Raw genomic sequence first — 25,514 nt, 5'->3', positions numbered from 1 at the left:
ACCGCTATGCCACGCCGCCGGTGCCGAACACTTCGGCATGGATGCGGTGCTCGGCCACGCCCAGGTCGGCCAGGGCGCGCCGTTGCGCCTGCATGAAGGGCAACGGACCGCACAGGTAGTAATCCGCGTCGGGCAGGATCACCTCGTCGCGGATCGCATGCAGGTCGACCCGGCCTTCGTAGTCGTAGTCGACGCCGCGCCGGTCGTCCGCGCCCACGCGCTCGTAGAACACCGCCTTGCGCACATTCGGCCGCTTGGCGGCCAGCGCATTGATGTGCTCCTTCATCGCATGCACGCCGGCCTCGCGGCAGGCATGCACGAAGCGGATCTGCCGGCCGTCGTCGCGCGCCGTCAGGTGGTTGAGCATGGACACCATCGGCGTCAGCCCCACCCCGCCGCTGAGCAGCACCACCGGCCGGCCGTCCTCGGCATCCAGCGTGAAATCGCCCTGCGGCGGCGAGACGTCCAGCACATCGCCCTCGTTGATGCGGTTGTGCAGCGTGCCCGACACCATGCCGGCGGGCGAACCGGCCTCGCGCTTGACCGAAATGCGCAACTGCCCCGGCATGCCCGGCGCCTCGGACAGGCTGTACTGGCGCGGCTGCATCAGGCCCAGCTCGGGCACGTAGACCCGCACCGACACGTATTGGCCGGGCAGGTAGTCGGGCGTGGCGCCGCCGTCGGCCGGCGCCAGGTAGAACGAGGTGATCTCGGCGCTTTCCGGCGTCTTGCGCACGACCTTGAAGGCGCGCCAGCCGGTCCAGCCGCCATCGCGGGCAGCGGCGGCGGCGTACAGCGCGCGCTCGCGTCCGATCAGCAGATCGGCCAGCTGGCCATAGGCGGCCGCCCAGGCGTCGATCAGTTCGTCGCTGGCCGCCTCGCCCAGCACCTCGCGGATCGAGGCCAGCAAATGCTTGCCGACGATGGCGTAGTGCTCCGCGCGCACGCCCAGGCTGACGTGCTTGTGGGCGATGCGCTCGACCACCGGCAGCAGGACCGAGGGATCGTCGATGTGCTCGGCATAGGCCGCCACCGCGGCGGCCAGCGCCTGTTGCTGCTGGCCGCTTTGCTGGTGGCCTTGGTTGAACAGCTGGCGCAGCTCGGGGTTGCCGCCCAGCATGCGCGTATAGAAATGGCGCGTCAGCGCCTCGCCGTGTTCTTTCAGGACGGGCGCGGTGGCCTTGACCAGCGCGCGGACTTCGGGGCTCAACATACTGCGGTTCCTTCGATGTGGCTGCGAAAAATCAAAACATGCATTTATTCTACATCTTTTATCGGGCCCCGCATGGCGCGTCGTTTGCGGCCCCGCCCCCGGCCGGCGAAAATAGCGGCTTGCCGTCACCTATCCAAGGATTCCGTCATGAGCCACGATACGCTCAAAGCCCGCCTGTCCGACTCGGTCAAGGACGCCATGCGCGCCAAGGCCACCGAGCGCCTGGCCACGCTGCGCTTCCTGCTGGCCGCCATCAAGCAGCGCGAAGTCGACGAGCGCCGCGACCTGAGCGACGCCGAAATCACCACTGTCATCGAGAAGCAGGTCAAGCAGCGGCGCGAATCGATCGCCGCGTTCGAGCAGGCCGGGCGCACAGAAACCGCCGAACACGAGAAAGCCGAGCTGGCCGTGCTGCAGGAATTCCTGCCCCAGGCGGCCGCGCCCGAGGAAGTGGCCGCCGCCGTCGACGCCGCGCTGGCCGAAGTCGGCGCGCAAGGCGTCACGGGCGCGCCCGCCATGGGCAAGGTCATGGCCATCCTGAAACAGAAGCTGGCCGGACGCGCCGACATGGCCGCGCTGTCGCAGCAGGTCAAGGCGCGCCTGGTCCCCTAGGGCGCGCGGCCGGCCAGGCCGCCTAGAAAGCGTCGCCGAACAGCTCCGCCTGGCGCGGCGCCTCGGCCTGGGCGTCGGGGAAATTGCTCATCCCCACCCCGGCCAGCCGGTAGCGCGTGTGCGCCGGCAGGTCCACCCGGGTACAGAGCTGGCGCGCAATCGCCGCCAGCTCCGCCGCCGAGCCCGGCGGCTGCATCAGCGTCAGGCTGCGCGTCAGGATGCGGAACCGGTCGGTCTTCAGCTTCAGCACCGTGGTGCGCCCGATGCGCCCTTTCTTCGCGCCCTGCTCCCATACCTTGGCCGCCAGCCGCTCCAGCGCCTCGCCCAGGGCCTCCAGCGCCAGATCGGTGTCGAAGGTCGTCTCGGCCGAAACCTGCTGCGCCAGCTGGTCCGCCTGCACCGCGCGCTCGTCGATCCCGCGCGCCAGCTCGTACAGGCGCACGCCATAGCGCCCGAAACGCTGTTCCAGCTCGGCCGCCGAATGGCGGGCCAGGTCGCCCACGGTCTGGATGCCCAGTTGCTCCAGGCGCGCCTGCATGACCTTGCCCACGCCCGGCACCTTGCGCACCGGCAGGGGCTGCAGGAAGTCGAGCACGCGCGACGGTTTGATCACGAACAGGCCGTCGGGCTTGTTCCAGTCGGAGGCGATCTTGGCCAGGAATTTGTTGGGCGCCACGCCCGCCGAGGCGGTCAGGCCGGTCTCCTCGCGTATCTGGCGCCGGATGATCTGCGCCACCTCGGTGGCCGAGGCCAGGCCCAGCTTGTTGCACGTCACGTCCAGATAGGCCTCGTCCAGCGAAAGCGGCTCGATCAGGTCGGTATGGCGCGCGAAAATGGCGCGCACCTGGCGCGACACCTCGCGGTAGCGATTGAAATCGGGGGGCACGTAGACCGCGTCCGGACAGAGCCGCTGCGCGCGCGACGCCGCCATCGCCGAATGCACGCCATAGCGCCGCGCCTCGTACGAGGCCGCGCACACGACCGAGCGCGGCCCGGTCCAGGCCACCACGACCGGAAGGCCGCGCAATGCCGGATTGTCGCGCTGCTCGACCGACGCATAGAACGCATCCATGTCGATGTGCACGATTTTGCGCTGGAGCTGGGACATGACTGAAAAGCGTCGCCGCCTGCCGCGGCCGGAAAAAGCGATATTATGGCCCGCCTCTTACCTTTACTACAGATCCGTCACGCAACCCCTACCATCATGTCGACACCTAACACCGACTTTTTCGGCCTGACCATTCCCTTCATGCAGTTGCTCGGGGTGGTTCCCGAACATTCGGGCAACGGTACCGCCCGCACCCGGCTGCCGGCGCGCGCCGACCTGGTCAACAGCCGCGGAGATGTCCATGGCGGCACGCTGATGAGCGTGCTGGACTTCACCCTGGGCGCCGCCGTGCGCGGCGACACCCCCGAAGTCGGCGTGGCCACCATCGACATGAACACCAGCTTCATGTCCCCGGGCCGCGGCGACCTGGTCATCGAAACGCGCTGCCTGCGCCGCGGCGCGTCGATCGCCTTCTGCGAGGGAGAAATCCGCGACGGCGCCGGCGAACTGGTGGCCAAGGCCACCGCCACGTTCAAGATCATCCAGCGCCGCCCCGGCGGCGACTGAGCTAGCGGTTGGGCAGGCGCCAGACTTCCTCGGTCGGCGCCGGATCGCCCGGCATATAGGCCACGCAGGACGGCACGCCGTACACGACCGCTTCGCGCATGGCGCGCAGCGCGTCGGTGTTCCAGATGCTCTTGCCCCACATGCCGATATAGACGTTGGAGCTGTGCGCATCGATGGCGCCGATTTCCACGCGCGCCATCTCGCCGTCGAAGAACGGCGCCACGACCCGCACCAGGCCGGTGCGCGCGTTGTCGTCGAGCTCGCCCACCACCCGGTAGCCGCCCTGGCCGACCAGGCAGCGCTCGGCCTGCACCGTCGCATAGCGATAGGCGTCCTGATAGTTGGTCTGCAGCTTGTAGTTGCCGGACACGGCGCCGGCCCCTGGCGCGGTGCCCACCGAGCAGCCAGCCAGCCCCACCACCCCCGCAACCGCGGCAATCCGTGCAATGCGCATGATTTCTCCCGATGACATGGGCGCGATTATCCCGCATATCGGGGCCGTTCGACACTGCCGGCGCGCCTGTGGCATGATCGACACGGTCGCCGGCGCCGGCGGCACGCCCAACGCCGTATCGCGCGGCCGCGCCGCGCCCGCATTCTCCGGAGGTTCCCCTTGCTCACCCTCATCAAGCGCACCGTCCTGGCCGCCGGCCTGATCGGCACCACGCTGGGCGCGGCCGCCCAGCCCCCGCGCGCCTATCCGCTCAAGGACTTCTTCCGCAACCCCGAGCGCGGCTACTTCCGCCTGGCCGACGACGGCAAGACGCTGGGCTTCATGCAGCCCGTCAGCATCGACGGCCAGCCGCCGCGCATGAACATCTACGTGCAGGCGCTGGCCGACGGCGTACCGGCCGGCGAGCCGCGCAAGCTGACCAGCGAAACCGCGCGCGACATCAGCAATTTCTTCTGGAAGGGCGACGACACCGTGCTCTACCAGAAAGACTTCGGCGGCGACGAGAATTTCCACGTCCTGGCGGTCAACGCCCGCACCGGCCAGGTCACCGACCTCACCCCCTACGAGGGGGTGCGCGCCTCGATCGAGGACGATCTGCCCGACGACCCCGACCACGTGCTGGTCAGCCACAACCAGCGCGATCCGCAGGTGTTCGACGTCTACCGCGTCAATGTGCGCACCGGCGCGGCCGAGCTGGTCGCGCAGAACCCGGGCAACGTGGTGGGCTGGCAGACCGACCATGCCGGCAAGGTGCGCGCCGCCATCACCAGCGACGGCCTGAACACCACCCTGCTCTACCGCGACGACGAGGCCGCGCCGTTTCGCCCGCTCATCACCACCGACTATCGCGTGAGCGTCAGCCCGGCCTTCTTCACCTTCGACGACAGGAAACTGTACGCCCTGAGCAACCGCGGCCGCGACAAGCTGGCCCTGGTGGTCATCGACCCGGCCGCGCCCGACGCGGAAGAACCCGTCTTCGAACCGGACGAGGTGGATCTCGACGCGGCCGGCTATTCGCGCAAGCGCAAGGTGCTGACCGTCGCCTCCTACCAGACCGACAAGCCGCGCCACCGATTCTTCGACGCCGAGACCGAGGCCCTGTACGACCGGCTGGCGCGCGCGTTGCCCGGCTACGACTTCGCGCTGCAGGGCTGGAACCGCGACGAGAACACCTTCATCGTGGCCGCCTACAACGACCGCACGCCCGGATCGCGCTACCTGTACGACGCGCGGCGCGACAGCCTGCACAAGCTGGCCGACATCAATCCCGCCATCCCCGAGGCCGACATGGCGCCGGTGCGGCCCATCAGCTACCAGAGCCGCGACGGCCTGACCATCCACGGCTATCTCACCCTGCCGGCCGGCCGCGCGCCCAAGGACCTGGCCTGCATCGTCAACCCGCACGGCGGGCCATGGGCGCGCGACGGCTGGGGCTACAACCCGGAAGTGCAGTTCCTGGCCAACCGGGGCTTCTGCGTACTGCAGATGAACTTCCGCGGTTCCACCGGCTATGGCCGCGAGTTCTGGGAAGCCGGCTTCGGCCAATGGGGCCTGAAGATGCAGGACGACATCACCGACGGGGTGCAATGGCTGATCGACCAGGGCATCGCCGACCCCCGGCGCATCGGCATCTACGGCGGCAGCTACGGCGGCTACGCCACGCTGGCCGGCGTCGCCTTCACGCCCGACCTGTACGCGGCGGCGGTCGACTACGTGGGGGTATCCAACCTGTTCACCTTCATGAACACCATACCGCCCTACTGGAAGCCGCTGCTGGCCAAGATGCAGGACATGGTGGGCGACCCGGTGCGCGACAAGGCGCGCCTGGAGGCCACCTCGCCCGCACTGCACGTCGACCGCATCAAGACGCCGCTGTTCATCGCCCAGGGCGCCAAGGACCCGCGCGTCAACAAGGCCGAGAGCGACCAGGTCGTCCAGGCCCTGCGCCAGCGCGGCGTCGAGGTCGAGTACATGGTCAAGGACAACGAGGGCCACGGTTTCCACAACGACGAGAACAAGTTCGAGTTCTACGCCGCCATGGAAAAATTCTTCACCGAGCACCTCAAGCCATAAGCCCGGCCCCCGCCCCGGCGGGGGGCCGGATCAATCCGTCCCGCATTACGCCGGCCGGGCGCCGTGCACGTTTGGTTACGGAAACCAAATCCCCCAGATGCCGGTCTATGGTGTTCTGCCCTAGAATCGGCACCGATGAATACGTCTTCGCAATCCCCCAAGCCGCCCCCGCCCGGCGGGCCGCGGCTGTTTCGCAAATCCCTGTTGATCAAAGCGGGCGTGGCCGTGGCCGGCCTGGGCGCGGCCGGCGCGCTGGCGCTGGGGCTGGCCCTGGCGCTGGCCTGGCCCAGCCTGCCCGAGCTGCACGCCATGACCGACTACCGGCCGCGCGTGCCCCTGCGCGTCTATACGGCCGACGGCGTGCTGATCGGCGAGTTCGGCGAGGAACACCGCAACGTGCTGCGCGCCGACGAAATCCCGCAGGTCATGAGGCAGGCCGTGCTGGCCGCCGAGGATGACCGCTTCTACCAGCACGGCGGGGTGGACTGGATGGGCGTGGCGCGCGCCGTGCTGACCAACATGGTCAAGCTGTCCAAGAGCCAGGGCGGCAGCACCATCACCATGCAGGTGGCGCGCAACTTCTACCTGTCCTCCGAGAAGACGTACTCGCGCAAGTTCTACGAACTGCTGCTCACCTACAAGATCGAAGCCGAGCTCACCAAGGACCAGATCCTCGAGCTCTACATGAACCAGATCTACCTGGGCCACCGCTCGTACGGCTTTGCCGCCGCGTCGCGCACCTATTTCGGCAAGCCGCTGTCGGAGGTCACCCCGGCCGAGGCCGCCATGCTGGCCGGCATTCCCAAGGCGCCCTCGCGCGCCAACCCGCTGGCCAGCCTGCCGCGCGCCACCGCGCGCCAGCAATATGTGCTGGGCCGCATGCAGACGCTGGGCTACCTGACCCCCGAGCAGGTGCAGGAGGCGCGCGCCCAGCCCATCGTGCTGCGCGGCAGCGAGGGCGGCCCGGCGCACGGCTTCGCCGTCCACGGCGAGTATCCCGCCGAGCTGGTGCGCCAGCTGATGTACAGCGTCTACCAGGACGGCGCCTATACGCACGGCATCGACGTCTACACCACCATCGATTCCAAGGCCCAGCAGGCCGCCTATCGCGCGGTGCGCGCGGGCGTGCTCGACTACACCCGGCGCGCGCCCTACCCCGGCCCGCAGGCGCAGATCGACCTGCCCGACGGCATCGAGCAGGACGCCCAGGCGTTCGACGAAATCCTCGACAGCGTGCAGGACCAGGCGCCCGACAGCGACGACCTGCTGGCCGGCGTGGTGCTGTCGGCCAGCCCCACCTCGGTGACCGTGGCCCGCACCGCCGCCGACATCGTCACCGTCGACGACAAGAAAGCGCTGGCCGTCGTGGCCCGCGCGCTGGCCCCCGGCGCCAAGGATGCGCAGCGCATCCGGCGCGGCTCGGTGGTGTACCTGCACAAGAACGACGACACCTGGGAAATCATCAACATGCCGGCGCTGCAGGCGGCCCTGGTGTCGATGTCGCCGGCCGACGGCGCGATCAGCGCCATGATAGGCGGCTTCGATTTCCACCGCGGCTCGTTCAATCGCGTCACCCAGGCGTGGCGCCAGCCCGGCTCCACCATCAAGCCGTTCGTCTACGCCGCCGCGCTCGAGCGCGGCATGACCCCGGCCACCCAGGTCAACGACCAGCCCTTCATGCTGACCGCCGAGCAGACCGGCTCGCGCGCCTGGCAGCCCAAGAACGACGGCAACCGCTACGAGCCCATGCTCACCTTGCGCGAAGGGCTGTACCGGTCCAAGAACATGGTGTCGATCCGCATCCTGCAGGCCATCGGCCCCGAGTACGCGCGCGACTATCTCACCCGCTTCGGCTTCGAGCAGGCGCGCTGGCCCGCCGTGCTGCCGCTGGCGCTGGGCGCCGGCGGCGCCACGCCGCTGCAAGTCGCCAACGCCTACAGCGTGTTCGCCAACGGCGGCTACCGCGTCACCCCCTACCTGATCGACCGCGTCACCGACCGCGCCGGCAAGGTGCTGATGCAGACCACGCCGGTCAAGGCCGGCGACGAAACCGCGCGCGCCATAGACCCGCGCACGGCCTGGGTGATCGACGACATCATGCACGACACCACCACCAAGGGCACCGCCGCGCGCGTCTATCGCACGCTCAAGCGCAACGACATCGCGGGCAAGACCGGCACCACCAACGACGCGGTCGACGTCTGGTTCTCCGGCTACACCGCGCAGCAGACCACGACCGTCTGGATGGGATTCGACCAGCCCCGCTCGCTGGGCACCAACGAATTCGGCAGCGGGCTGGCGCTGTCCACCTGGCTCGACTACGAACAGCCCACGCTCAAGGGCACGCCCCAGGCGCCGCGCGCGCCGCGCCCGCAGGGCCTGCTGGTCGACAACGGCGAGTACTACTTCAGCGAATTCCCGCCCGGGCAGGCCGTGGCCGCGCTGGATCTGTCCAGCGGCGACGAGCTGACCGACTTCCTGAACAATATGCGCCCCAGCGACGGCGCGCCCGCGCGCGTGCAGCAGCCCGGGCAGCCACCGGCCGGCTCCTCGCCGGACGGGCGGCTGCCCATTCCGCCGATTCCGGTGCCCCGCGCCGACCTGCCCGACGGACAGGCCACGCCGGCCAGCCTGCCGCTGGACGCCTCGCCCGCGGCCGCTTCCGCGCCGCCTGCCGCGCCCGCCGACGGCGGCGCCTCGGCCCAGCCCGTCACCCTGCCGGGCCGGGTCGGCGCCACGCCGCTCTAGCTCAGCCGGGCGCGTCCGGCGCGCCGGCCCGCGCCGGACGCGGCCACGCGCTCAGCGTGGCGAGATCGAGCAGGGTGAAATAGCCATGCGGGCGCCAGCCCTGGGTGTCGATGTGATAGACGTTGCCCAGCACCACGGGCTCGCTGACCGGCGTATGGCCCGCCACCACGGCGCGGATGCCATCCACGCCGCGCTCGTCGCCGCTGGCCAGCCGCTCGCGCGACCACTGGCAGACCGAACGGGCCCGCTTGGGCCGCGCCTGCAGGAAAACCTCGAGCCGGCTCCAGTCCCGCACCGGGCAATCGGCGTGCAGCAAGCCCACCGGGCCGGCCTGCGTCGCCACTTCGATCACCACCGGCAAGGCCGCGAACGCGCCGGCCCAGGCGCGCTGGCGCTCGGGCGCGGCATCGAGAAACCAGCCGCCGCCATAGCTGCGCCAATTGTCCTGGTCGACCAGGCCGGTGCGCACATGGCGGATCGCATAGTCCTCGTGATTGCCCTGCACGGCGTAGAACCACGGCCGGGACAGCCACTGCACCGCAGCCTCGCTGTCCGGCCCCCGGTCTATCAGGTCGCCGACCGAAAACAGGCGGTCGCGCCGGGGATCGAAGCCGCATTCGTCCAGCGCCTGCTCGAGGCGGGAGAAATGGCCATGGATATCGCCCACGGCGAAATCGCGTCCGGAAGGATTGCGCGGCAAGCGCAGGAAAGCGGGGTGCTGCAGGTTCGGGGACATCGCAAGCCAGGGCCGAATCCCTGGAAAGAATCGGTGCCGTCACTGTAACCCGGATGGCGACAGGCCAGCGCGCCCCGGTCCATACGGCCAGCTTACAAAAAACTGATGAGAATAAATATTATTCGTGATACTTTTCCGCTTTTAGGCCCACTTCCATCATTCCATGAGTACAGCGTCGACCATCAAGACTTGGTACCTCGTCCATAAATGGACCAGCCTGGTCTGTACGCTTTTCCTGCTGATCATCTGCATCACCGGCCTGCCCCTGGTCTTCCATCACGAGATCGAGCACCTGCTCGACGAGGGCAAGCCCGTGGCCCAGGTGGCGGACGGCACGCCCAACGCCAGCCTCGACACCATCGTCGCGCGCGCCCAGGCGCTCTACCCCGACGAATACATCGACTACGTTTTCCTGGACGACGAGGAACCCCAGGTCTATGTCGGCTTCACGCCCAGGCTGGGCCAGGCGGTCGAGGCCGGCCACGCGGTGCGCGTGGACGCCCGCACCGGCGACATCCTGCACGACGGCCCCAAGTATTCGGCCGACCGCTTCAGCTTCATGGGCATCATGCTGGCGCTGCACGTGGATCTCTACGCCGGCCTGGCCGGCGAACTGTTTCTTGGCCTGATGGGCCTGCTGTTCGTCATTGCCATCGTCTCGGGCGTGGTGCTGTACGGCCCGTTCATGAAGAAACTGGACTTCGGCACGGTGCGCGCCTCGCGTTCGAACCGCCTGAAATGGCTGGACCTGCACAACCTGCTGGGCATCGTCACCCTGGTCTGGGCCTTCGTCGTCGGCCTGACCGGCGTCATCAACGAGCTGTCCACGCCGCTGTTCCGCCTCTGGCAACAGACCGAACTGCAGGCCATGACGGCCCCTTACGAGGGCAAGCCCGTTCCCCGTCCGGCCGAGCTGTCGGCGCCGCAGCGCGCCGCCGACACGGCGCTGGCGGCCGTGCCCGACCGCGCCCTGACCGGCATCTCGTATCCCGGCAATGCCTTCGGCAGCCCGCAGCACTTTATCGTCTGGCTAAAGGGCAATACGCCGCTGACCTCCAAGCTGAACACGCCGGTGCTGGTCGACGGCAAGAGCGGCGAGCTGGCCGCCGTCGCCAGAATGCCGTGGTACCTCACCGTCCTGGAACTGTCGCGCCCGCTGCATTTCGGCGATTACGGCGGCATGCCGCTGAAAATCATCTGGGCCCTGCTCGACCTGGTCACCATCGTGGTGCTGGCCAGCGGCCTCTACCTGTGGCTGGCGCGCCGCAAGGCCACCGACGCGCGCGTGGCCGAGCTGGTGCGCCGCCACCGGCAGGCGGCCGAGCCGCAAAGGACGCCCGTATGACGCCGCGCCAGCATTTCTATTTCGTCTGGGGCATGCCCATCGTGCTGGGCGCGCTCAGCATATTCGGGCTGCTCGCCGCGCTGCTGGGCACCGGCGTGTGGCACTGGGCCTCGTGGCTGGCGCTGGCCTGGCTGCTGGCGGTGATCGCGCGCTTCTGGATCGTCCCGCGCGAACGCCGCCCCGCCCCCGGCCCGCGCCGCAACGCCTAGGCGAATCCCGCCACCGGATGCGGCGCATAGGCCGCTTCCAGGCGCGCCGCCTCCTCGTCGGTCAAGCGCAGGGCCAGCGCCGCCAGCGCGTCTTCCAGGTGACGCGGCTTGCTCGCTCCCACGATGGGCGCGGTCACCGCCGGCTGGCGCAGCAGCCAGGCCATGGCCACCTGCGCGCGCGAGACGCCGCGCTGCGCCGCCACCTCGCCCACCGCGTCGATGACCGCCCGGTCGGCCTGCTCGGTGGCGCTGTAGAGCCGCTTGAGCACCTCGTCGGTGTCGGCGCGCGCGCTGCCCTCGGCCCAGTCGCGCGTCAGGCGGCCGCGTGCCAGGGGACTCCACGGCAACACGCCCACGCCCTCGGCGCGGCACAGCTTGAGCATCTCGCGCTCTTCCTCGCGGTACAACAGGTTGTAGTGGTTCTGCATGGTGGAGAAACGCGTCCAGCCATGCCGGTCGGCCAGGTACAGCGCCTTGGCGAACTGCCACGCATGCATCGAGGAAGCGCCGATATAGCGCGCCTTGCCGGCCTTGACCACATCGTGCAGGGCCTGCAGCGTCTCCTCGATGGGCGTGTCGTAGTCCCAGCGATGGATCTGGTACAGGTCCACATAGTCGGTACCGAGCCGCCTCAGGCTGGCGTCGATCTCGCGCATGATCGCCTTGCGCGACAGCCCGCCGCTGTTGGGGTCCTTGCGCAAGGGGAAGAACACCTTGGTCGCCACCACGACCTCGTCGCGCGGCACGTACTCGCGCAGGGCGCGCCCCAGGAACTCCTCGCTGGTCCCGTCCGAGTAGCTGTTGGCGGTATCGAAGAAATTGATGCCGGCATCCAGCGCCTGGCGGAAGAACGGCCGGCTCTGCGTTTCATCCAGCGTCCAGGCATGGTTGCCGCGCGCCGGCTCGCCGTAGGTCATGCAGCCCAGGCACAGGCGCGACACCTTCAGTCCGGTGCTGCCCAGTCGTACGTATTCCATGGTCTCCAAGCTCCTTGGCCGCCCCTTCCGGGGCGGCGTCGCGGGTATCAGCCGGTGAAGGTGGCGGGGTCGGGCCCGAGCCGCGGGCCTTCCGGCAAGGCGTCGATGTCGGCCATCTCGTCGGCCGACAACTCGAAGTCGAATACATCGATGTTGGCCTGGATGCGCGCCGGCGTCACCGACTTGGGAATCACGATCAGGCCATTCTGCAGATGCCAGCGCAGCGTCACCTGCGCCGCCGACTTGCCGTGGCGCGCGGCGATCGCGGCTAGCGTCGCGTCGTGCATGACGGCGCCCTGGCCCAGCGGGCTCCACGATTCGGTGGCGATGCCCTGTTCGGCATGGAACGCGCGCAGCTCGCGCTGGGCGAACCCCGGATGCAGTTCGACCTGGTTGACCGCCGGCACCACGCCGGTTTCCTCCACCAGGCGCCGCAGGTTGTCGATCGTGAAGTTGGACACGCCGATCGAGCGGGCCCGCCCGTCCTCTTTCATGGCCACCATGGCGCGCCAGGCATCGACGAACTTGTCGCTGCCGGCCACCGGCCAGTGGATCAGGAACAGGTCTACGTAGGCCAGGCCCAGCTTGCGCAGGCTCTCGTCCATGGCGCGCTGCGCCTCGTCGTAGCCATGCCGGTCGTTCCACAGCTTGGTGGTGATGAACAAATCCTTGCGGGCGACCCCCGCGGCGCGCAGCCCCTCGCCCACGCCGGCCTCGTTGCCATAGATGGCGGCCGTATCGATCGATCGATAGCCGGCCGCCAATGCGGCCTTGACACTGGCGGCCGCCTGATCGTTAGGAACCTGCCACACCCCCAGGCCCAGCTGGGGCATTGCGTTACCGTCGTTCAGCTTCAGTACCGGTACTTGCGCCATAAAACCCTCCCTGGTGTAGATGAATCTGATGGGATGAAAAATCCGACACTCTTGCAGGACATTCTCGCGGATGATAACCCCGTGGCCCATAATGCCAATGTGAAAGCCTGTTTCCGGCCCTGTTTTCCAGGCGGGCGCCCCTGCCATTGATGCCATCCCCCTCTCCGACTCCAGCCGGGCGAAACAGCCTGGCCACCCTGCGCACGCTGGCGCCTTATCTCTGGCCCGCCGGCCGCCCCGGCCTGAAAGCCCGGGTCGTCATCGCCATTCTGTGCCTGTTGGCGGCCAAGGCGGCCGTCGTGTATGTACCCATTCTTTACAAGTCAGCGGTCGACCGGTTGGGCGGCGGCGCGCCCGGCGCCGTCACGGTGCCGCTGGGACTGATCCTGGCCTACGGCGCCGCGCGGGTGCTGTCGCTGCTGTTTTCCGAGCTGCGCGACGCCGTGTTCGCCCGCGTCGGCCAGCACGCCATCCGCGCGGTGGGCCTGCAGATCTTCCGGCACCTGCACGCGCTGGCGCTGCGGTTTCACCTGGCGCGCCAGACCGGCGGACTGACGCGCGCCATCGAGCGCGGCACCAAGGGCATCCAGACCCTGCTGACTTTCCTGCTGTTCAACGTGCTGCCCACGCTGTTCGAGATCGGCCTGGTGTGCGCGGTGCTGTGGAAAATGTTCGACGGCTGGCTCGCGCTGGCCACCGGCGTGACGGTCACCCTGTACCTGGCCTATACGCTGGTGGTCACGGAATGGCGCACGCGCTTTCGCCGCCAGATGAACGAGACCGACTCCGAGGCCAACACCAAGGCGGTCGAGAGCCTGCTGAACTACGAAACCGTCAAGTACTTCGGCAACGAAGAGCACGAGGCGCAACGCTACGACGCCTCGCTGCGCCGCTACGAACGCGCCGCGGTACGCAGCCAGGTCAGCCTGTCCATTCTGAACATCGGCCAGGCCGTGATCATCTCGGCCGGCCTGACGCTGGTCATGTGGATGGCCGCCCGCGGCATCGCCCAGGGGCGCTACACCCTGGGCGATTTCGTGCTAGTCAATACCTATCTGCTGCAGCTGTACGACCCGCTCAGCTTCTTCGGCTTCATCTACCGCGAAATCAAGCAGGCCCTCATCGACATGGAACGCATGTTCGAACTGCTCGGCGAAGGGCGCGAAATCGCCGACCCGCCCGGCGCGCTCGCGCTGCGGCTGGAAGGCGGCGCGGTGGAGTTCCGCGACGTGTATTTCGGCTACGACCCGCGCCGCCCCATACTCAAGGGCGTCAGCTTCCGCATTCCAGCCGGCAGGACCGTGGCCGTGGTCGGCACGTCGGGGGCCGGCAAGTCGACGCTGGCGCGCCTGCTGTTTCGCTTCTACGACGCCGACCGCGGCGCCATCCTGGTCGACGGGCAGGACGTGCGCGGCGTGACCCAGGCCAGCCTGCGCGCGGCCATCGGCGTCGTGCCGCAGGACACCGTCCTGTTCAACGACACCATCCACTACAACATCGCCTACGGCCGGCCCGGCGCGAGCGACGGCGAAGTCCAGGCGGCGGCGCGGCTGGCCCACATCCACGACCTGATCATGGCCATGCCCGACGGCTACCGCACCATGGTGGGCGAGCGTGGCCTGAAACTGTCGGGCGGCGAGAAGCAGCGCGTGGCCATCGCGCGCACGCTGCTCAAGAACCCATCCATCTTCCTGTTCGACGAGGCGACCAGCGCCCTGGACACGCATACCGAACGCGAAATCCAGGCCAACCTGCGCGAGGTCAGCCAGGGTCGCTCCACCCTGATCATCGCCCATCGCCTGTCCACCATTGCCGACGCCGATGAAATCATCGTGCTGGGCGATGGCCGCGTGGTCGAGCGCGGCCGCCACCAGGCGCTGCTGGCCCAGGGCGGCATCTACGCCGGCATGTGGGCGCGCCAGCAGGAAGCCAACCGCCCGGCCGCCGTGGCCCTGGACGATTGACAAGCGCCGCCGCGATGCCCAAGATGCGCGCTTTTGCCGCCCCTGCCGCCATGACTGATTCCACGCCCGCCGTACGCGTCTGTGCCGCCACCGACCTGGTCGACGGCGGCCTGGGCGTGAAAGTCCCGGTCACCGACGGCGCAGGCCAGGCCAGCGCGTTCTTCGTGCGCTACCGCGGCCAGGTCTACGGCTACCTGAACCGCTGCGCGCACGTCGGCGTCGAGCTGGACTGGGAGAACAGTTTCTTCACCCGCGCCGGCGATCTCATCATGTGCGCGCGCCATGGCGCCACCTACGAGCCGGACACCGGCCTGTGCGTCGGCGGCCCGTGCAGGAACGGCCGCCTGACGGCCTTGCAGGTCGACGAACGGCCGGATGCCGATGGCGTGGCGGTGTACTGGCTGCCCAGCGGCAGGATCCAGCCGCGCGGCTAGCGCATTCCTCAGTCCGGCAGCGGCGCCGGTACGCCGTCCTGGTCCACCGATACCACCCGGTCCAGCGCGTTGCGCGCCGCCGACATGGCTTCCACCGCGCTGCGAAAGCGGCGCGCCAGGAAAATCTCGAACACCTGCGGCTCGGCCTGCCCGGCGTCGTCCACGGGCGCTGTCTGGATGAACGCGCGCGGCGGCATGCCGTGCTCGGGCTGGGTGGCGAACGCGACGACGGCGAAACCGTTGAGGACCTTCTGAACCATGGCGCCCTGGCCTGATTGGCGGCGCTTGCCGCGATACCTCCATTACGGCAGGCAGCGCCCGGAACTTAAGCCGGCGCGCGCCGACGCGCCGCGGCAGGATCAGGCCGGCGCGCCCGCCACCCGGTCGCGCACATAGGCGGCCACGCTGGCCAGCACCTCGCTCACGTCGCGGCGCAGGCGCTCGAATCCCGCATTGCGCTCGCGCGTGCGCTCATCCATGTACAGCGGGCGGCGGATCTCGATCTGCAGGCTGTGGCGGTTGAGCGCCGGCTGGCCGATCTGCGCGATCAGCTGCACGCCCTTGTACGGATCGTTGCGCGCCACCGTGTAGCCGCGCGCCAGCAATTGCGCCTCGATCAGCGCCACCAGCCCCGGCTCGCAGGTCGTACCGTCGCGATCGCCCAGCACGAAGTCGGCCAGCGGCCGCGTGCTCGCGATGCCCAGGCGCTCGTAGGCGTCATTGGGCATGGAATGCAGGTTCAGGTGCCAGACGCCGCCAAAGCGCGCGCAGGCCTGTCGCACGGCCTCGGCCAGCGCGGCATGGTAGGGGCGGTAATAGGCGTCGATGCGGTGGCGCACCTCGGCCAGCCCCAGGCGCCGGTCGTAGATCGGCGTATGGGGGTCCAGCCGGCTCCAGATCAGCCCCTTGCCCAGGCGGGTCTTCTCGCCCGGCGCCAGCGGCTCGGGCCAGGGCTCGGCCAGCAGATCCGGATCGAGGTCCTGCAGCGTGCGATTGGGATCGATGTACACGCGCGGAAAATTTGCCGCGATGAGCGTCGCGCCCAGGCGCGGCGCCGCATCCCAGAGCGCCTCGACGTGCGTATCCTCGCCCTGGCGCAGGCGCGTCAGGTCGGCGGCCGCGCCGAAATCCGCCGGATACTGCACCCCGCTGTGCGGCGAGTCGCACACCAGCGGCAAGGCCTCGCCGGCCGGGGCGTGACGGAAAAACGGCGTGATCGGCGCTGCGCTCATGGTTCGGATCCTCAATCTGCCTGGATATCGGCGGCCTTGGCGACCTTGGCATAACGCGCCAGCGCCTCGTCGATCTGCTGCTGGAACTCCTGCGGCGTGGTGGGCATCAGCGTGCCGCCGACTTCCTCGGCCTTCCTGCGGAACTCGGCGTCGTTCATCGCGGCGCGCACCGCCGCGTTCAGGCGCTCGATCACCGTCGGCGGCGTGCCGGCCGGCGCGACCAGGCCGAACCAGCCGCCCGTGCCCATTTCAGGGTAGCCCAACTCCTTGTAGGTCGGCACGTCTGGCAGCAACGGCGAGCGCTCCAGACCCAGCACCGCCAGGGCACGCAGCTTGCCGCCCCGCACCTGGGGCAGGGTCGAGGACAGGTTGTCGGTGATCGCATCGACCTGGCCGCCCATCACATCGTTGAGCGCCGGACCCGCGCCCCGGTACGGCACGTGCAACAGCCGCATGTCCGCGAGCATCATGAAGTTCTCGATGTTCACGTGTCCCAGCGAACCGATGCCCGGCGAGGCGAAGCTGTATTTTTCGGGCTGGGCCTTGGCCAGCGCCACGAAGGCCTGCATGTCCTGGGCCGGCACGCCGGGATTGATGGCGAAGATGCTGGGCACGGCCAGCACATTGGCGATCGGCGCGAAGTCCTTCACCGGGTCGTAGTTCAGCTTGCGGAACACGGCCGGGTTCGAGCCGTGCGTGCTCATGGTCGCCATGCCTATGGTGTAGCCGTCGGGCGTGGCGCGCGCCACCTGCTCCATGCCCAGCGAGCCGCCGGCGCCCGCCTTGTTCTCGACCACGATGGTCTGCTTGAGCTCGCGGCCGGCGTACTCGGCCACCAGGCGCGCCACGATGTCGGTGGAGCCGCCGGCGGCAAACGGCACCACCAGCTTGATCGGACGCGCGGGAAAGTCCGCGGCCAGCGCCGGCGCGGAACAGGAAACAGTGGCAAGCAGGCCGGCCAGCACGGCGCGGCCGAAATCGCGGCGGAACATCAGTATTCTCCCGGTAGGTTCAGACGCCCGAGAGTGTGCGAACTTTACCGTGCAGCGACAAACGACTATATTGCACGCCTTCATTACCAATCGTCATGCTAACCAGCCGCCGCGGCGACCGCCCCCATGCGACTGCACTCTCCGTCCATGTCCGAGCTGCACGCGTTCGCCACCGCGGCGCGCCTGGGCAGCTTCACCCGGGCCGCGCAGAACCTGTGCGTCACCCAGGGCGCCGTCAGCCGCGCCATCGCCCGCCTGGAGGCCCATTTCGGCCAGCCGCTGATGCAGCGCAATGCGCACGGGCTGAAGCTGACCGCCACCGGCCGCGCCCTCTACGACGCCATTGAACAACCGCTGCGCGCCATCGAGACCGTCAGCGCCTCGCTGCGCGCGCAGGATCGCCGCGGCCACCTGACGCTTTCGGCCGTGCCCACCCTGGCCAGCGTATGGCTGGTGCCGCGCCTGCCGGACTTCCATCGCCGTTTCCCGCACATCCGGCTCAGCTTCGTGCCGTATCGGCGCGACGAGGATTTCTCCGGCGCCACGCCGGACGCGGCCATCCTCAGCGGCACGCCCGCGCAATGGCCGGGTTGGCAATGCGATTACGTGATCGGACGCGAAATGGTGGTGATCTGCCATCCCGCGCGAGCCGCCCGGCGCCGCGCCGGACAGGGCTGGAACCAACCCGCCGACCTGCTGGCAGAGCCCCTGCTCTATCACACCAGCGCCCCGGACAACTGGGAGCACTGGATGCACGCGCTGGGCGTGACCGCCCCGGCCATTACGCTGTCACAGGGCTTCGACCAAGTGTCGATCGTGATCCGGGCGGTGATGGCTGACATGGGCGTCGCGGTGCTGCAGCGCTGCCTGGTGCGCGAGGAACTGGCCGCCGGCGCGGTCGTCGCGCTGTTCGATGTGCCGGTGCGGCGGCCGCGCGGCTACTACCTGTGCGCGCCGCCCCAGCGGCGCGACCATCCGGCGCTGGCCTGCCTGCGCGAATGGCTGCTGGAGACCGCCGCCAGCGATCCCGACGTGCTGGCCGCGCAGCATGCGGCGGCCGGCTGAAATGCAAACGGGCGGCCTGCCGGCCGCCCGTCGCGCGCCCCTCAAGGCGCCAGTCTGAATCCGAGGTCCACGCCCCAGCGATCGGTTTCCCGCAACCACTTGGCGCCACACTCGATGCAACGGAAATGATCTTCGCGGTTGGCCTCGCGTCCCTTCTGGCTGGGATGCGTGAAGCCTTGGTGGCCCAACCGCGAATGCGGTTCGACGCCGGACGAGCCTGCATTGATGGCCTGGCATGCCGGGCACATTACGCTCATCGCCCACTCCTACACATTTGGTAGCCAAATTGTAAAGGATTTCGGCGAATCACGTTGCTGGCGTAACTTTATGCGACTGCTGCCGTGCCGAAGGCTCATGCCTGGCCGGCCAGCGCCTCCTCCAGCGCGGTGTAACACGTCGCCAGGTGGTAAGGCGTGGTGGACGGCATGTCGGCCCGGCTCACATTGCCCTGTGCGTCCAGGCATTCGTGCCAGCCGTCCTGGTGCAGGAAACGCGCCTGGAACGCGCGCAACTGCGCGGCCAGCTCGGGCCACTGCCCACTCAGGGCCAGATAGCGTGCGTACTCCGTCTGGGCCCAGATGCGCTGGGTGGCGTCGCGCACGGCGCCCGTCTCGTCGAGCACCGCCGCCACGCCATGGCTGCGCGCATCCACGCCATGTTGCCGCACCCAGACACAACCCCGCCGCAAGGCGCTGCCGAGCTCGAGGTCGCCGAACAGGTCCGGAGCGCCATGCAGCAGCGAATACCACTCGAACTGATGGCCGGGCTCGAACCGCGGCGGCTGGTCCAGCGGCTCCTCGGCGATGCACAGCCGCGGCGGATGAAGAAACGTCGACGCGACGTCCTGCGTCAAGCGTCCCAGCGCCTGCGCGAACCAAGCCGGCTCGACCACGCCCGCGGCGGCCAGATAGGCCTCGGTCAGGTGCATGACCGGATTCTGCGCCGGGCCGCGCACGACCTGCGTCCAATCGGCGGACAGCGCCGCCACATAGAAGCCTTCGCGGGTACGGAAACGCTGCTCGATGATATCGACGGTGGCCAGCAGCGTCTTGCGCGCCCGCGCATCGCGCGTGCGCGCGAAATACGCCGCGCAGGCGAACACCACAAAGGCATGCGTGTAGAGGTCCTGCGTATCGTCGAGCGGCTGTCCCCGCGCATCGACGCTGTAGCGCCAGCCTCCCTGCTCCGCGTTCTGGAAATACCGCAACAGCGAGGCAAACAGCCGCTCGGCATGCGCCGCGGCGCTCGCGCCGTCGGTACGGGAAAACACATACAGCTGGCGCGCGCACGCCATGGCGCGATAGCGCTGCGCGGGCAGCGGCGCGCCGCGGGCGTCGAGCGCCTCGCAAGGCAGGCCCAGTCCGGCGTCGAAGCCGCGTTCGAGCCAGAGCGGCACGATGACGGTATTGAAATGCTGGCGCAACTGCGCCACGAGGGCGGGCAGATCGGTGTGGAAAGAGGCGGCTGACATGGGAGTACGACGCGCATGCAAAAGGCGCTCCAGGCGGCGCAACCGCGACGATAACCCAAATCGCCGCAGCCACCGCCCAAGCGCCTTTCGCCCTGCCATTGCCGGCGCTCCCGCGCCGGTCAGCGGTAGATGTTCTCGCGCAGCCAATCCTGCGCGAATGCCTCCGCCCGATCGCGCGCCTCATCCAGCGAGGCGCAGGTTCCAAGATAAGAAAACGCTGCATCGACTTCGGTGCCGCCTTCGGCAGTCACCGTCAACAGCACGCCGTACCCGCCAGTGTCCATGGCGGCCGTCGAAACGTCGATCAGTACTTCCTGGTCACGATGCTGCATGGCGCCCTCCCAGTCCGTTACTTGCAAAACGCGTGCGGCTGCTACGCGCGACGTCGGCGGGTGGTGCTAATCCCGCTTCTGGTAATTGGACTATGCTGCCACGCACAAGTTCCTTCTCACTCATGCGTGTCCTGCAACAATTCGCGGGAAAAGAAAACTGTTATTGGCGATGCAGGGCCCCAGGCTCCTCCATATGCAAGGCCAGGCGCCCCTTTTCCGTTACAACCAGTTGGCCTTGCGCATTGCGTTCGATGCAGCGCAGCGTGGTCAATGCCGTCACGAACTGCTCCGGCACCGGTATCTGCGGCGCGCCCGGCTCGCCGTTTTCGGCCACGACGTTCAACCAATATGCCAATTCGCCTCGCTGCATCACGTCACCCACTTGCGCCTACGCTACCTCGATGCGCGAACGATATCACGTGGCCAGCCGTTGGCTAGCTGTGATTTTCCCCTGGATGCCACGGAAACAATTTTGCGCTTGCGGCGCCTGCCCGTCGGCACTACATTGAACTTGCCAGGTCTTCTGACACCCATGCGTGCGAAGGCCGGCAAGAACGCCCCAGACTCATCCGCGAGCTGGGGCGTTCTTCCATTTGCGCCGTGCTTGCGCTGCCTGCCCGGCGGGGGCAGGCGACATACCGGCTACCAGGTGTAGCGATAGCCGACGTGGAAGGTCCACGGCATGGTCTGGCGGCTGCCCTTGGCGTACTCGTACGAGCCGAACAGGCTGCCGTGCTTGCCCAGCTGCGAGGCCACCCCCACGGCCAGCTCGGCGCGGCCGCCGTCGAGGCGCACCTTGTGCCGGATGTCGTTGGTGCGCACCGTGCCCTTGCCGTCGAACTCCTGCACCCAGCTCAGCTTCATGTACGGCTGCACCACGCGCCCATCGCCCAGGTCGAACTGCCGCCCCACGTGCAGGCCCAGGCGGCCCAGCATGGAGTTCGTGCCATCGTCCTTGATGCGCAGGCCGTTGCTGGCGGTGTAGTCGGCCCCTTGCGCATGGAAGGCGGCCACCTCCAGCTGCGGCTCCACGTACCAGGCGCTGGGCCACGTAAAGCGCTTGCCCAGCTCCAGCGACGCGCCCACGCCATTGCCGCGGTAGCGGCCGCGCACGCGCCGGCCCTGTGCATCGTCCACCTTGAACTCGTGGCGGATGCGGCTGACCCGCACGATGCCATCCATGTAGAAGCCGCCGTCTTCGATATAGGTGGCGTATGCGCCCACGTGCACGCTGTCGTCGTCGCCCGAACCGCCGCGCTCGAACTTGATGCGGCCGTTGGTGTAGCCGGCCACCGCGCCGATGTGCCAGCGCCCCTCGGCCACCGGCAAGACGGTGTCCGCGCCCAGTTCGAAACCGCTGATGGTCTGGCGGAACTCGCGCGCCACACGGTTATCGACGTCCTGGCGCCGGCCGAAGGCGCGGCCCCATACGCCGCCGGCGGCCGGCGTCAGGCGCAGCTCGCCCATGCGCTTGCTCAGCGCGTTCATCTCGGCCTGCCATAACCCGTGCGAACTGCTGGCCAAACCCACCGCCGCAGCGGCCGGCGTGCTCAAGGTATGCGTACCCGGGTCATAGACGCCGTTGCCCGCGGGCGGCGCCGGCGCGACGGGAGGAGCCCCCGGCGCGTCCTGCTCGCCGTCGCCTTGCTCGCCGTCGCCCTGCGGCGGTTGCGGGCCCGCGTCGTCGTTGCCCGCGGGCGGTCGCGGACCATTGCCGCCGGCCTCGGGCGGGTTCGGGGCCGCGCCATCGCCGCCGCCACCCTCGGGGCGATCCGGACCTGCGCCACCACCAGGCGGTTTCGCCCCTGCCTCGCCATCTCGAGGCGGCACGGGAGCCATCGCGCCATCAGGCGCTTGTCCATTCGCCTTGCCTGCGTCTTTCTGCGGCGGTTGATCACCGCCACCGGGCTTGCCGCGCTCAGCCGGAGGCTGGCCATCAGAACCTGGATGCTCCGGTTTACCGCCCTGAGCCGGCGGCACGGCGCTGCCGCCCGCATCACCCGGACCACCACTGGGTTTGCCCCCAGTCGAAGGAGGGTTGGGAGGACTGTCACCGCCGACCGCCCCCGATGGCACGCTACCGCCGCCACCACCGCCGGGCACTGGCGATCCCCCCACCCCGCCAGTCCCGCCTCCCGGACCTTTCCCTTGCCCTCCACCTGCGGGCGCGGTTTTGTCCGACGGAGAATGCGCTGCACCCGCGCTTTCCGGCGAACCCATCCCAGGCGCTACGCCGGCCACAGGCCCCGGCGCAACGCCGGGCGAAACGGCAGCACCGCCCGGCGGGCCGGAATCGGGATGTTTTGCCCCACCAGGCGCGCCACCGGCAACTACGCCGGGCCCCGAAGCAGAACTCCCAGCTCCATCACTCGCACTTCCTACACCATCAGGTCCATTTTCATGCCGAGAATTGGAGCCCCCCCCCCCAACTGACGAACCGCCGACAGCGGATTCGGAAGATGACGCATTGGCCTTGGGGGAATCCGATTGATGCCCATGCTCACCACCAGTTGCTCCCGCAGCTCCGCTCTTGGGCGCCGACGAAGGCTGCAACGATGCGACGCTGCCAGGAGCCCACTGCTCCATCGTGCGCTTCATCTCGTCCAAGGTCATGCCCTCGGGCAATACCAATGCCAACTCTTCGTCAGTCAACGGACGCAGATCGGCGGCTTGTGCGGCGAACGGCGTCGCCCCTATGCCCGCGCTGGCCAACGCAAGCACGAGAGTTCGCAATGACTTGGCAACCGAGGCGCCACGGACGGACCCGGAAACACAACCGCCGCGTTTCATGGTTTGATCGTTTGTAGGAGAAATCATGTTTTTGATGTTGCTGTTGGCCTGCCATTGCGCGAAAGCACAACGCACAAGCGACGAGGGTGATGGAACGGGCAAGCGCCGCGACACGTCGGGAAAATCGGGTCACTTGCGCCACCGGAGAGTGTGGTTCGCTTCTCTTCGACAGACCACCAGCAATCTCTTGCAAGACCGTTGCCTTTGCTGCCCGGCGATCAGAATTCGCCTGCAACCTGAGGCGAAACAAACCCATCGCACGGCTGGCGCGCCAATCGCCGCACAGAAGAATCCGACGCCTGTCCCAGTCGGGACAGGCACACGGCGCAAGCGCCCGCTACCAGGTGTAGCGATAGCCGATGTGGAAGGTCCACGGCATGGTCTGGCGGCTGCCCTTGGCGTACTCGTACGAGCCATACAGGCTGCCGTGCCGGCCCAGCTGCGCGGCCACCCCCACGTCCAGTTCCACGCGCCCGCCATCGAGCCGGCTCTTGTGGCGTATGCCGTTGGTGCGCACCGTGTTCTTGCCGTCGAACTCCTGCAGCCAGCTCAGCTTCGCGTACGGCTGCACCACGCGCCCATCGCCCAGGTCGAACTGCCGCCCCACGTGCAGCCCCGCCCGCCCCAGCAACGAGGTCAGCCCGCCGTCCTTGACGCGCAAATCCTTGCCCGCGCTATAGCTGCCGCCTTGCGCATGGAACACCGCCATCTCCAGTTGCGGCTCCACGTACCAGGCATCGGCCCACGTGAAGCGCCGGCCCAGCTCCAGCGACGCGCCCACGCCATTGGCCCGGTACCTGCCCCGCGCGCGCCGGCCCTTGGCATCGGGCGCCTTGAACGCATGCGCATAGCGCGCCACCCGCACGATGCCGTCGAGATAGAACCCGCTATCCTCGATGTAGGTCGCGTAAGCCCCCACGTGCGCGCTGTCGCCCTCGCCCGTGGCGCCGCCGCCGAACTTCAGCTTGCCGTGGCTGTAGCCGGCCACCGCGCCCACGTGCCAGCGCCCCTCGGCCGCCGCCAGCGCCGTGTCCGCGCCCACTTCGAAGCCGCCCACGGTCTGGCGCAATTCCCGCGCCGCGCCGTTGTCCAGCTTCTGCCGCTGCGCGAAGGCCCGACCCCACACCCCGCCCGCCGCCGGCGTCAGGCGCAACTCGCCCATGCGCTTGCCCAGCGCGTTCATCTCGGCCTGCCACAGGCCTTGCGCCGCACTCGCCGTGCCCAGCGCCGCGTCGGCCGTCGGCGTCAGCGTGCGCGTGCCCGGCAGGTACACCGCGTCGCCGGCCGGCCGCGCGGGCTGGACGGCCGGCGGCTCGACTGCAGGCGGCTCGGCCGGCTCCGGCATCACCGGCGGCGCTTCGGGCGGCGCATCGGGTTGCGCATCGGGTTGCGCATCGGGTTGCGCATCGGGTTGCGCATCGGGTTGCGCATCGGGTTGCGCCGCGGGAGGCGCGTCGGGCAAGGCTTCTGGCCGGGCCTGAGGCGGCTTGCCGGGTGACGGCGCGGGCGACGATGCGGAAGGCTTGCCATCGTCGCCCGAGCGATCGGGCGTGCCGGACGGCGCATCCCCGGGCGACGGCACCACGGGCCCGCGTGATGGCGGCCCTGGCGGCGGTGTGGGGCGAGCGTCGTCCGAACCGAACAGATCCTCCAGATCCGCCAGGTCGTCCGTCAGCGGGCCGGGCCGCGGGCGCGGAACGGAGTCTTCGTCTTCGTCGAAAACGCCGTCGGTCCCCGCGTTGTGAGGCCCCGCCTGCGCGCCGGACGACCAGTATTGAGCCTGGGCCGCGGGCAGCCACAGCAATGCGCTCATACTCAACAGCAATACCTGAATGGGCGCGGCGCGGCGGCGCGGCGCATGGTGAAACGGATTCATGGACGATCGAGGCCTCAATAAGCGAGGCGCTTCGGACCTGCGGACTCGCGGGCCGGCACGCCTACGGAAACACGCGCCATCCGTTGATGGCACAGCTTCCGGCGCGCGGCATGGGGCGGGAAGGAAAATCGGGCAATGGGGGGCGATTCATGGAGGAGGTCGAGGCGGCGCCGCGGCACGATGTAGATATTGGATTGACGGGCCGCGCCAGTCTCACCCGACTCGCTACGACATGCCAGCAGCCCCCTGCCTGAAGATTCGTAGCCGCCTTCCGTGATCGAAGCACTGTGGTAGATATCCGATACGCGAAGAAGAAAAGCCACGCAATGAAAACCAAGTTCAGACAAGGAAAACGCCAAAATCCTTATCGCAACATCCCGATCGAAGGTCTAGGATGCATCTGTGCTCGTCTGGCATTCTCCCCTCCCCCCTTTCGCCAGGCGGGCACGCTTGTACAGCGAAGGTTGATATCCCGGCCGTAACACGCCGGGATTTTTTTCA

The 25,514-nt window shown here is 68.6% G+C and carries 25 protein-coding genes; 9 read left to right on the top strand and 16 right to left on the bottom strand.

Annotation, left to right across the window (positions count from 1 at the left end; translation table 11 throughout):
* Positions 1 to 4: 4 nt before the first annotated feature.
* A complete protein-coding gene (gene hmpA / locus CAL11_RS08995) occupies positions 5 to 1,213 on the bottom strand; it encodes an NO-inducible flavohemoprotein (protein WP_086092709.1) in 1,209 nt (402 codons plus the stop codon).
* 147 nt (positions 1,214 to 1,360) lie between these two features.
* Between hmpA and CAL11_RS08990 the strand changes: the two genes are divergently transcribed.
* Complete coding sequence (locus CAL11_RS08990) at positions 1,361 to 1,825, top strand: GatB/YqeY domain-containing protein (RefSeq protein ID WP_033465802.1); 465 nt, start codon at positions 1,361 to 1,363, stop codon at positions 1,823 to 1,825.
* Between the two features lie 22 nt (positions 1,826 to 1,847).
* Here the strand turns inward: CAL11_RS08990 and dinB are convergent, their stop codons facing one another.
* On the bottom strand, positions 1,848 to 2,933 hold the full coding sequence (gene dinB, locus CAL11_RS08985) for a DNA polymerase IV (RefSeq protein ID WP_033465803.1): 1,086 nt from the start codon (positions 2,931 to 2,933) through the stop codon (positions 1,848 to 1,850).
* Positions 2,934 to 3,029: 96 nt separating this feature from the next.
* On the opposite strand from dinB, the gene CAL11_RS08980 reads away from it, so the two are divergent.
* Entirely contained in the window at positions 3,030 to 3,440 is a 411-nt protein-coding gene (locus CAL11_RS08980; RefSeq protein WP_033465805.1) for a PaaI family thioesterase, read from the top strand.
* Position 3,441: 1 nt separating this feature from the next.
* Here the strand turns inward: CAL11_RS08980 and CAL11_RS08975 are convergent, their stop codons facing one another.
* Entirely contained in the window at positions 3,442 to 3,894 is a 453-nt protein-coding gene (locus CAL11_RS08975; RefSeq protein WP_003810861.1) for a BPTD_2524 family lipoprotein, read from the bottom strand.
* A 159-nt stretch (positions 3,895 to 4,053) separates the two neighbouring features.
* Here CAL11_RS08975 and CAL11_RS08970 point away from each other — a divergent pair, with 159 nt between their 5' ends.
* Together CAL11_RS08970 and CAL11_RS08965 are read left to right on the top strand one after the other, a co-directional pair.
* Positions 4,054 to 5,967 (top strand): S9 family peptidase, encoded by a 1,914-nt coding sequence (locus tag CAL11_RS08970; RefSeq protein ID WP_068925876.1) that lies wholly within the window; start codon positions 4,054 to 4,056, stop codon positions 5,965 to 5,967.
* A gap of 135 nt (positions 5,968 to 6,102) precedes the next feature.
* The gene (locus CAL11_RS08965) at positions 6,103 to 8,715 is read left to right on the top strand and encodes a penicillin-binding protein 1A (protein ID WP_086092708.1); all 2,613 of its coding nucleotides are present in this window, start codon (positions 6,103 to 6,105) and stop codon (positions 8,713 to 8,715) included.
* A 1-nt stretch (position 8,716) separates the two neighbouring features.
* On the opposite strand, the gene CAL11_RS08960 is transcribed toward CAL11_RS08965, so the two are convergent.
* Positions 8,717 to 9,451 (bottom strand): metallophosphoesterase, encoded by a 735-nt coding sequence (locus CAL11_RS08960; RefSeq protein ID WP_086092707.1) that lies wholly within the window; start codon positions 9,449 to 9,451, stop codon positions 8,717 to 8,719.
* 163 nt (positions 9,452 to 9,614) lie between these two features.
* On the opposite strand from CAL11_RS08960, the gene CAL11_RS08955 reads away from it, so the two are divergent.
* Positions 9,615 to 10,796 (top strand): PepSY-associated TM helix domain-containing protein, encoded by a 1,182-nt coding sequence (locus tag CAL11_RS08955; RefSeq protein ID WP_086092706.1) that lies wholly within the window; start codon positions 9,615 to 9,617, stop codon positions 10,794 to 10,796.
* On the top strand, positions 10,793 to 11,005 hold the full coding sequence (locus CAL11_RS08950; protein ID WP_033467185.1) for a hypothetical protein: 213 nt from the start codon (positions 10,793 to 10,795) through the stop codon (positions 11,003 to 11,005). Before CAL11_RS08955 ends, CAL11_RS08950 begins: the two co-directional genes overlap by 4 nt.
* Here CAL11_RS08950 and CAL11_RS08945 read toward each other — a convergent pair.
* Both CAL11_RS08945 and CAL11_RS08940 read right to left on the bottom strand, forming a co-directional pair.
* A complete protein-coding gene (locus CAL11_RS08945) occupies positions 11,002 to 11,982 on the bottom strand; it encodes an aldo/keto reductase (RefSeq protein ID WP_086092705.1) in 981 nt (326 codons plus the stop codon). The two genes, CAL11_RS08950 and CAL11_RS08945, sit on opposite strands and share 4 nt — an antisense overlap.
* A 47-nt stretch (positions 11,983 to 12,029) precedes the next feature.
* Positions 12,030 to 12,857: an aldo/keto reductase gene (locus CAL11_RS08940; protein ID WP_033467191.1), complete on the bottom strand. Its 828-nt coding sequence runs from the start codon at positions 12,855 to 12,857 to the stop codon at positions 12,030 to 12,032.
* 146 nt (positions 12,858 to 13,003) lie between these two features.
* Here CAL11_RS08940 and CAL11_RS08935 point away from each other — a divergent pair, with 146 nt between their 5' ends.
* On the top strand, positions 13,004 to 14,821 hold the full coding sequence (locus tag CAL11_RS08935) for an ABCB family ABC transporter ATP-binding protein/permease (protein WP_086092704.1): 1,818 nt from the start codon (positions 13,004 to 13,006) through the stop codon (positions 14,819 to 14,821).
* Positions 14,822 to 14,871: 50 nt separating this feature from the next.
* Positions 14,872 to 15,255, top strand: coding sequence for a Rieske (2Fe-2S) protein (locus CAL11_RS08930; protein WP_033467194.1), 384 nt, complete (start codon positions 14,872 to 14,874; stop codon positions 15,253 to 15,255).
* An 8-nt stretch (positions 15,256 to 15,263) separates the two neighbouring features.
* Here CAL11_RS08930 and CAL11_RS08925 read toward each other — a convergent pair whose 3' ends face one another.
* The 3 genes from CAL11_RS08925 to CAL11_RS08915 form a co-directional block, all read right to left on the bottom strand.
* On the bottom strand, positions 15,264 to 15,515 hold the full coding sequence (locus CAL11_RS08925) for a hypothetical protein (RefSeq protein WP_068925869.1): 252 nt from the start codon (positions 15,513 to 15,515) through the stop codon (positions 15,264 to 15,266).
* 99 nt (positions 15,516 to 15,614) lie between these two features.
* The gene (locus CAL11_RS08920) at positions 15,615 to 16,487 is read right to left on the bottom strand and encodes an N-formylglutamate amidohydrolase (protein ID WP_086092703.1); all 873 of its coding nucleotides are present in this window, start codon (positions 16,485 to 16,487) and stop codon (positions 15,615 to 15,617) included.
* A gap of 11 nt (positions 16,488 to 16,498) precedes the next feature.
* Positions 16,499 to 17,479, bottom strand: coding sequence for a Bug family tripartite tricarboxylate transporter substrate binding protein (locus CAL11_RS08915; RefSeq protein ID WP_086092702.1), 981 nt, complete (start codon positions 17,477 to 17,479; stop codon positions 16,499 to 16,501).
* Positions 17,480 to 17,605: 126 nt separating this feature from the next.
* Between CAL11_RS08915 and CAL11_RS08910 the strand changes: the two genes are divergently transcribed.
* Positions 17,606 to 18,544: a LysR substrate-binding domain-containing protein gene (locus tag CAL11_RS08910; protein ID WP_033467205.1), complete on the top strand. Its 939-nt coding sequence runs from the start codon at positions 17,606 to 17,608 to the stop codon at positions 18,542 to 18,544.
* Positions 18,545 to 18,585: 41 nt separating this feature from the next.
* Here the strand turns inward: CAL11_RS08910 and CAL11_RS24540 are convergent, their stop codons facing one another.
* From CAL11_RS24540 to CAL11_RS24470, 7 genes are all read right to left on the bottom strand, one after another.
* Positions 18,586 to 18,801, bottom strand: a complete 216-nt coding sequence (locus tag CAL11_RS24540; protein WP_033467208.1) for a hypothetical protein — start codon at positions 18,799 to 18,801, stop codon at positions 18,586 to 18,588.
* Positions 18,802 to 18,896: 95 nt separating this feature from the next.
* Entirely contained in the window at positions 18,897 to 20,015 is a 1,119-nt protein-coding gene (locus CAL11_RS08900; protein WP_086092701.1) for an AGE family epimerase/isomerase, read from the bottom strand.
* Between the two features lie 119 nt (positions 20,016 to 20,134).
* Positions 20,135 to 20,347 (bottom strand): hypothetical protein, encoded by a 213-nt coding sequence (locus tag CAL11_RS08895; RefSeq protein ID WP_003810832.1) that lies wholly within the window; start codon positions 20,345 to 20,347, stop codon positions 20,135 to 20,137.
* Positions 20,348 to 20,507: 160 nt separating this feature from the next.
* On the bottom strand, positions 20,508 to 20,729 hold the full coding sequence (locus CAL11_RS08890) for a hypothetical protein (RefSeq protein ID WP_003810829.1): 222 nt from the start codon (positions 20,727 to 20,729) through the stop codon (positions 20,508 to 20,510).
* Between the two features lie 260 nt (positions 20,730 to 20,989).
* Complete coding sequence (locus CAL11_RS08885; RefSeq protein WP_279629043.1) at positions 20,990 to 22,567, bottom strand: autotransporter outer membrane beta-barrel domain-containing protein; 1,578 nt, start codon at positions 22,565 to 22,567, stop codon at positions 20,990 to 20,992.
* 907 nt (positions 22,568 to 23,474) lie between these two features.
* Positions 23,475 to 25,106: an autotransporter outer membrane beta-barrel domain-containing protein gene (locus CAL11_RS08880; RefSeq protein WP_086092699.1), complete on the bottom strand. Its 1,632-nt coding sequence runs from the start codon at positions 25,104 to 25,106 to the stop codon at positions 23,475 to 23,477.
* A complete protein-coding gene (locus CAL11_RS24470) occupies positions 25,028 to 25,360 on the bottom strand; it encodes a hypothetical protein (RefSeq protein ID WP_167382415.1) in 333 nt (110 codons plus the stop codon). Before CAL11_RS24470 ends, CAL11_RS08880 begins: the two co-directional genes overlap by 79 nt.
* Positions 25,361 to 25,514 lie beyond the last annotated feature (154 nt).

Source organism: Bordetella genomosp. 6 (assembly GCF_002119705.1).
GTDB classification, from domain to species: Bacteria; Pseudomonadota; Gammaproteobacteria; order Burkholderiales; family Burkholderiaceae_B; genus Bordetella; species Bordetella bronchiseptica_F.
The sequence above is the reverse complement of the archived record's forward strand: the minus strand, read 5'-3'. Positions and strand labels throughout refer to the sequence as shown.

Coding starts and splice junctions, on each gene's coding strand:
- CAL11_RS08950 (WP_033467185.1), top strand. CDS start 10,793: ATGACGCCGCGCCAGCATTTCTATTTCGTCTGGGGCATGCCCATCGTG.
- CAL11_RS08920 (WP_086092703.1), bottom strand. CDS start 16,487: ATGAGCGCAGCGCCGATCACGCCGTTTTTCCGTCACGCCCCGGCCGGC.
- CAL11_RS08965 (WP_086092708.1), top strand. CDS start 6,103: ATGAATACGTCTTCGCAATCCCCCAAGCCGCCCCCGCCCGGCGGGCCG.
- dinB (WP_033465803.1), bottom strand. CDS start 2,933: ATGTCCCAGCTCCAGCGCAAAATCGTGCACATCGACATGGATGCGTTC.
- CAL11_RS24540 (WP_033467208.1), bottom strand. CDS start 18,801: ATGAGCGTAATGTGCCCGGCATGCCAGGCCATCAATGCAGGCTCGTCC.
- CAL11_RS08895 (WP_003810832.1), bottom strand. CDS start 20,347: ATGCAGCATCGTGACCAGGAAGTACTGATCGACGTTTCGACGGCCGCC.
- CAL11_RS08930 (WP_033467194.1), top strand. CDS start 14,872: ATGACTGATTCCACGCCCGCCGTACGCGTCTGTGCCGCCACCGACCTG.
- CAL11_RS08885 (WP_279629043.1), bottom strand. CDS start 22,567: ATGGGTTCGCCGGAAAGCGCGGGTGCAGCGCATTCTCCGTCGGACAAA.
- CAL11_RS08975 (WP_003810861.1), bottom strand. CDS start 3,894: ATGCGCATTGCACGGATTGCCGCGGTTGCGGGGGTGGTGGGGCTGGCT.
- CAL11_RS08990 (WP_033465802.1), top strand. CDS start 1,361: ATGAGCCACGATACGCTCAAAGCCCGCCTGTCCGACTCGGTCAAGGAC.
- CAL11_RS08960 (WP_086092707.1), bottom strand. CDS start 9,451: ATGTCCCCGAACCTGCAGCACCCCGCTTTCCTGCGCTTGCCGCGCAAT.
- CAL11_RS08915 (WP_086092702.1), bottom strand. CDS start 17,479: ATGTTCCGCCGCGATTTCGGCCGCGCCGTGCTGGCCGGCCTGCTTGCC.
- CAL11_RS08925 (WP_068925869.1), bottom strand. CDS start 15,515: ATGGTTCAGAAGGTCCTCAACGGTTTCGCCGTCGTCGCGTTCGCCACC.
- CAL11_RS08910 (WP_033467205.1), top strand. CDS start 17,606: ATGCGACTGCACTCTCCGTCCATGTCCGAGCTGCACGCGTTCGCCACC.
- CAL11_RS08940 (WP_033467191.1), bottom strand. CDS start 12,857: ATGGCGCAAGTACCGGTACTGAAGCTGAACGACGGTAACGCAATGCCC.
- CAL11_RS08900 (WP_086092701.1), bottom strand. CDS start 20,015: ATGTCAGCCGCCTCTTTCCACACCGATCTGCCCGCCCTCGTGGCGCAG.
- CAL11_RS08955 (WP_086092706.1), top strand. CDS start 9,615: ATGAGTACAGCGTCGACCATCAAGACTTGGTACCTCGTCCATAAATGG.
- hmpA (WP_086092709.1), bottom strand. CDS start 1,213: ATGTTGAGCCCCGAAGTCCGCGCGCTGGTCAAGGCCACCGCGCCCGTC.
- CAL11_RS08945 (WP_086092705.1), bottom strand. CDS start 11,982: ATGGAATACGTACGACTGGGCAGCACCGGACTGAAGGTGTCGCGCCTG.
- CAL11_RS08980 (WP_033465805.1), top strand. CDS start 3,030: ATGTCGACACCTAACACCGACTTTTTCGGCCTGACCATTCCCTTCATG.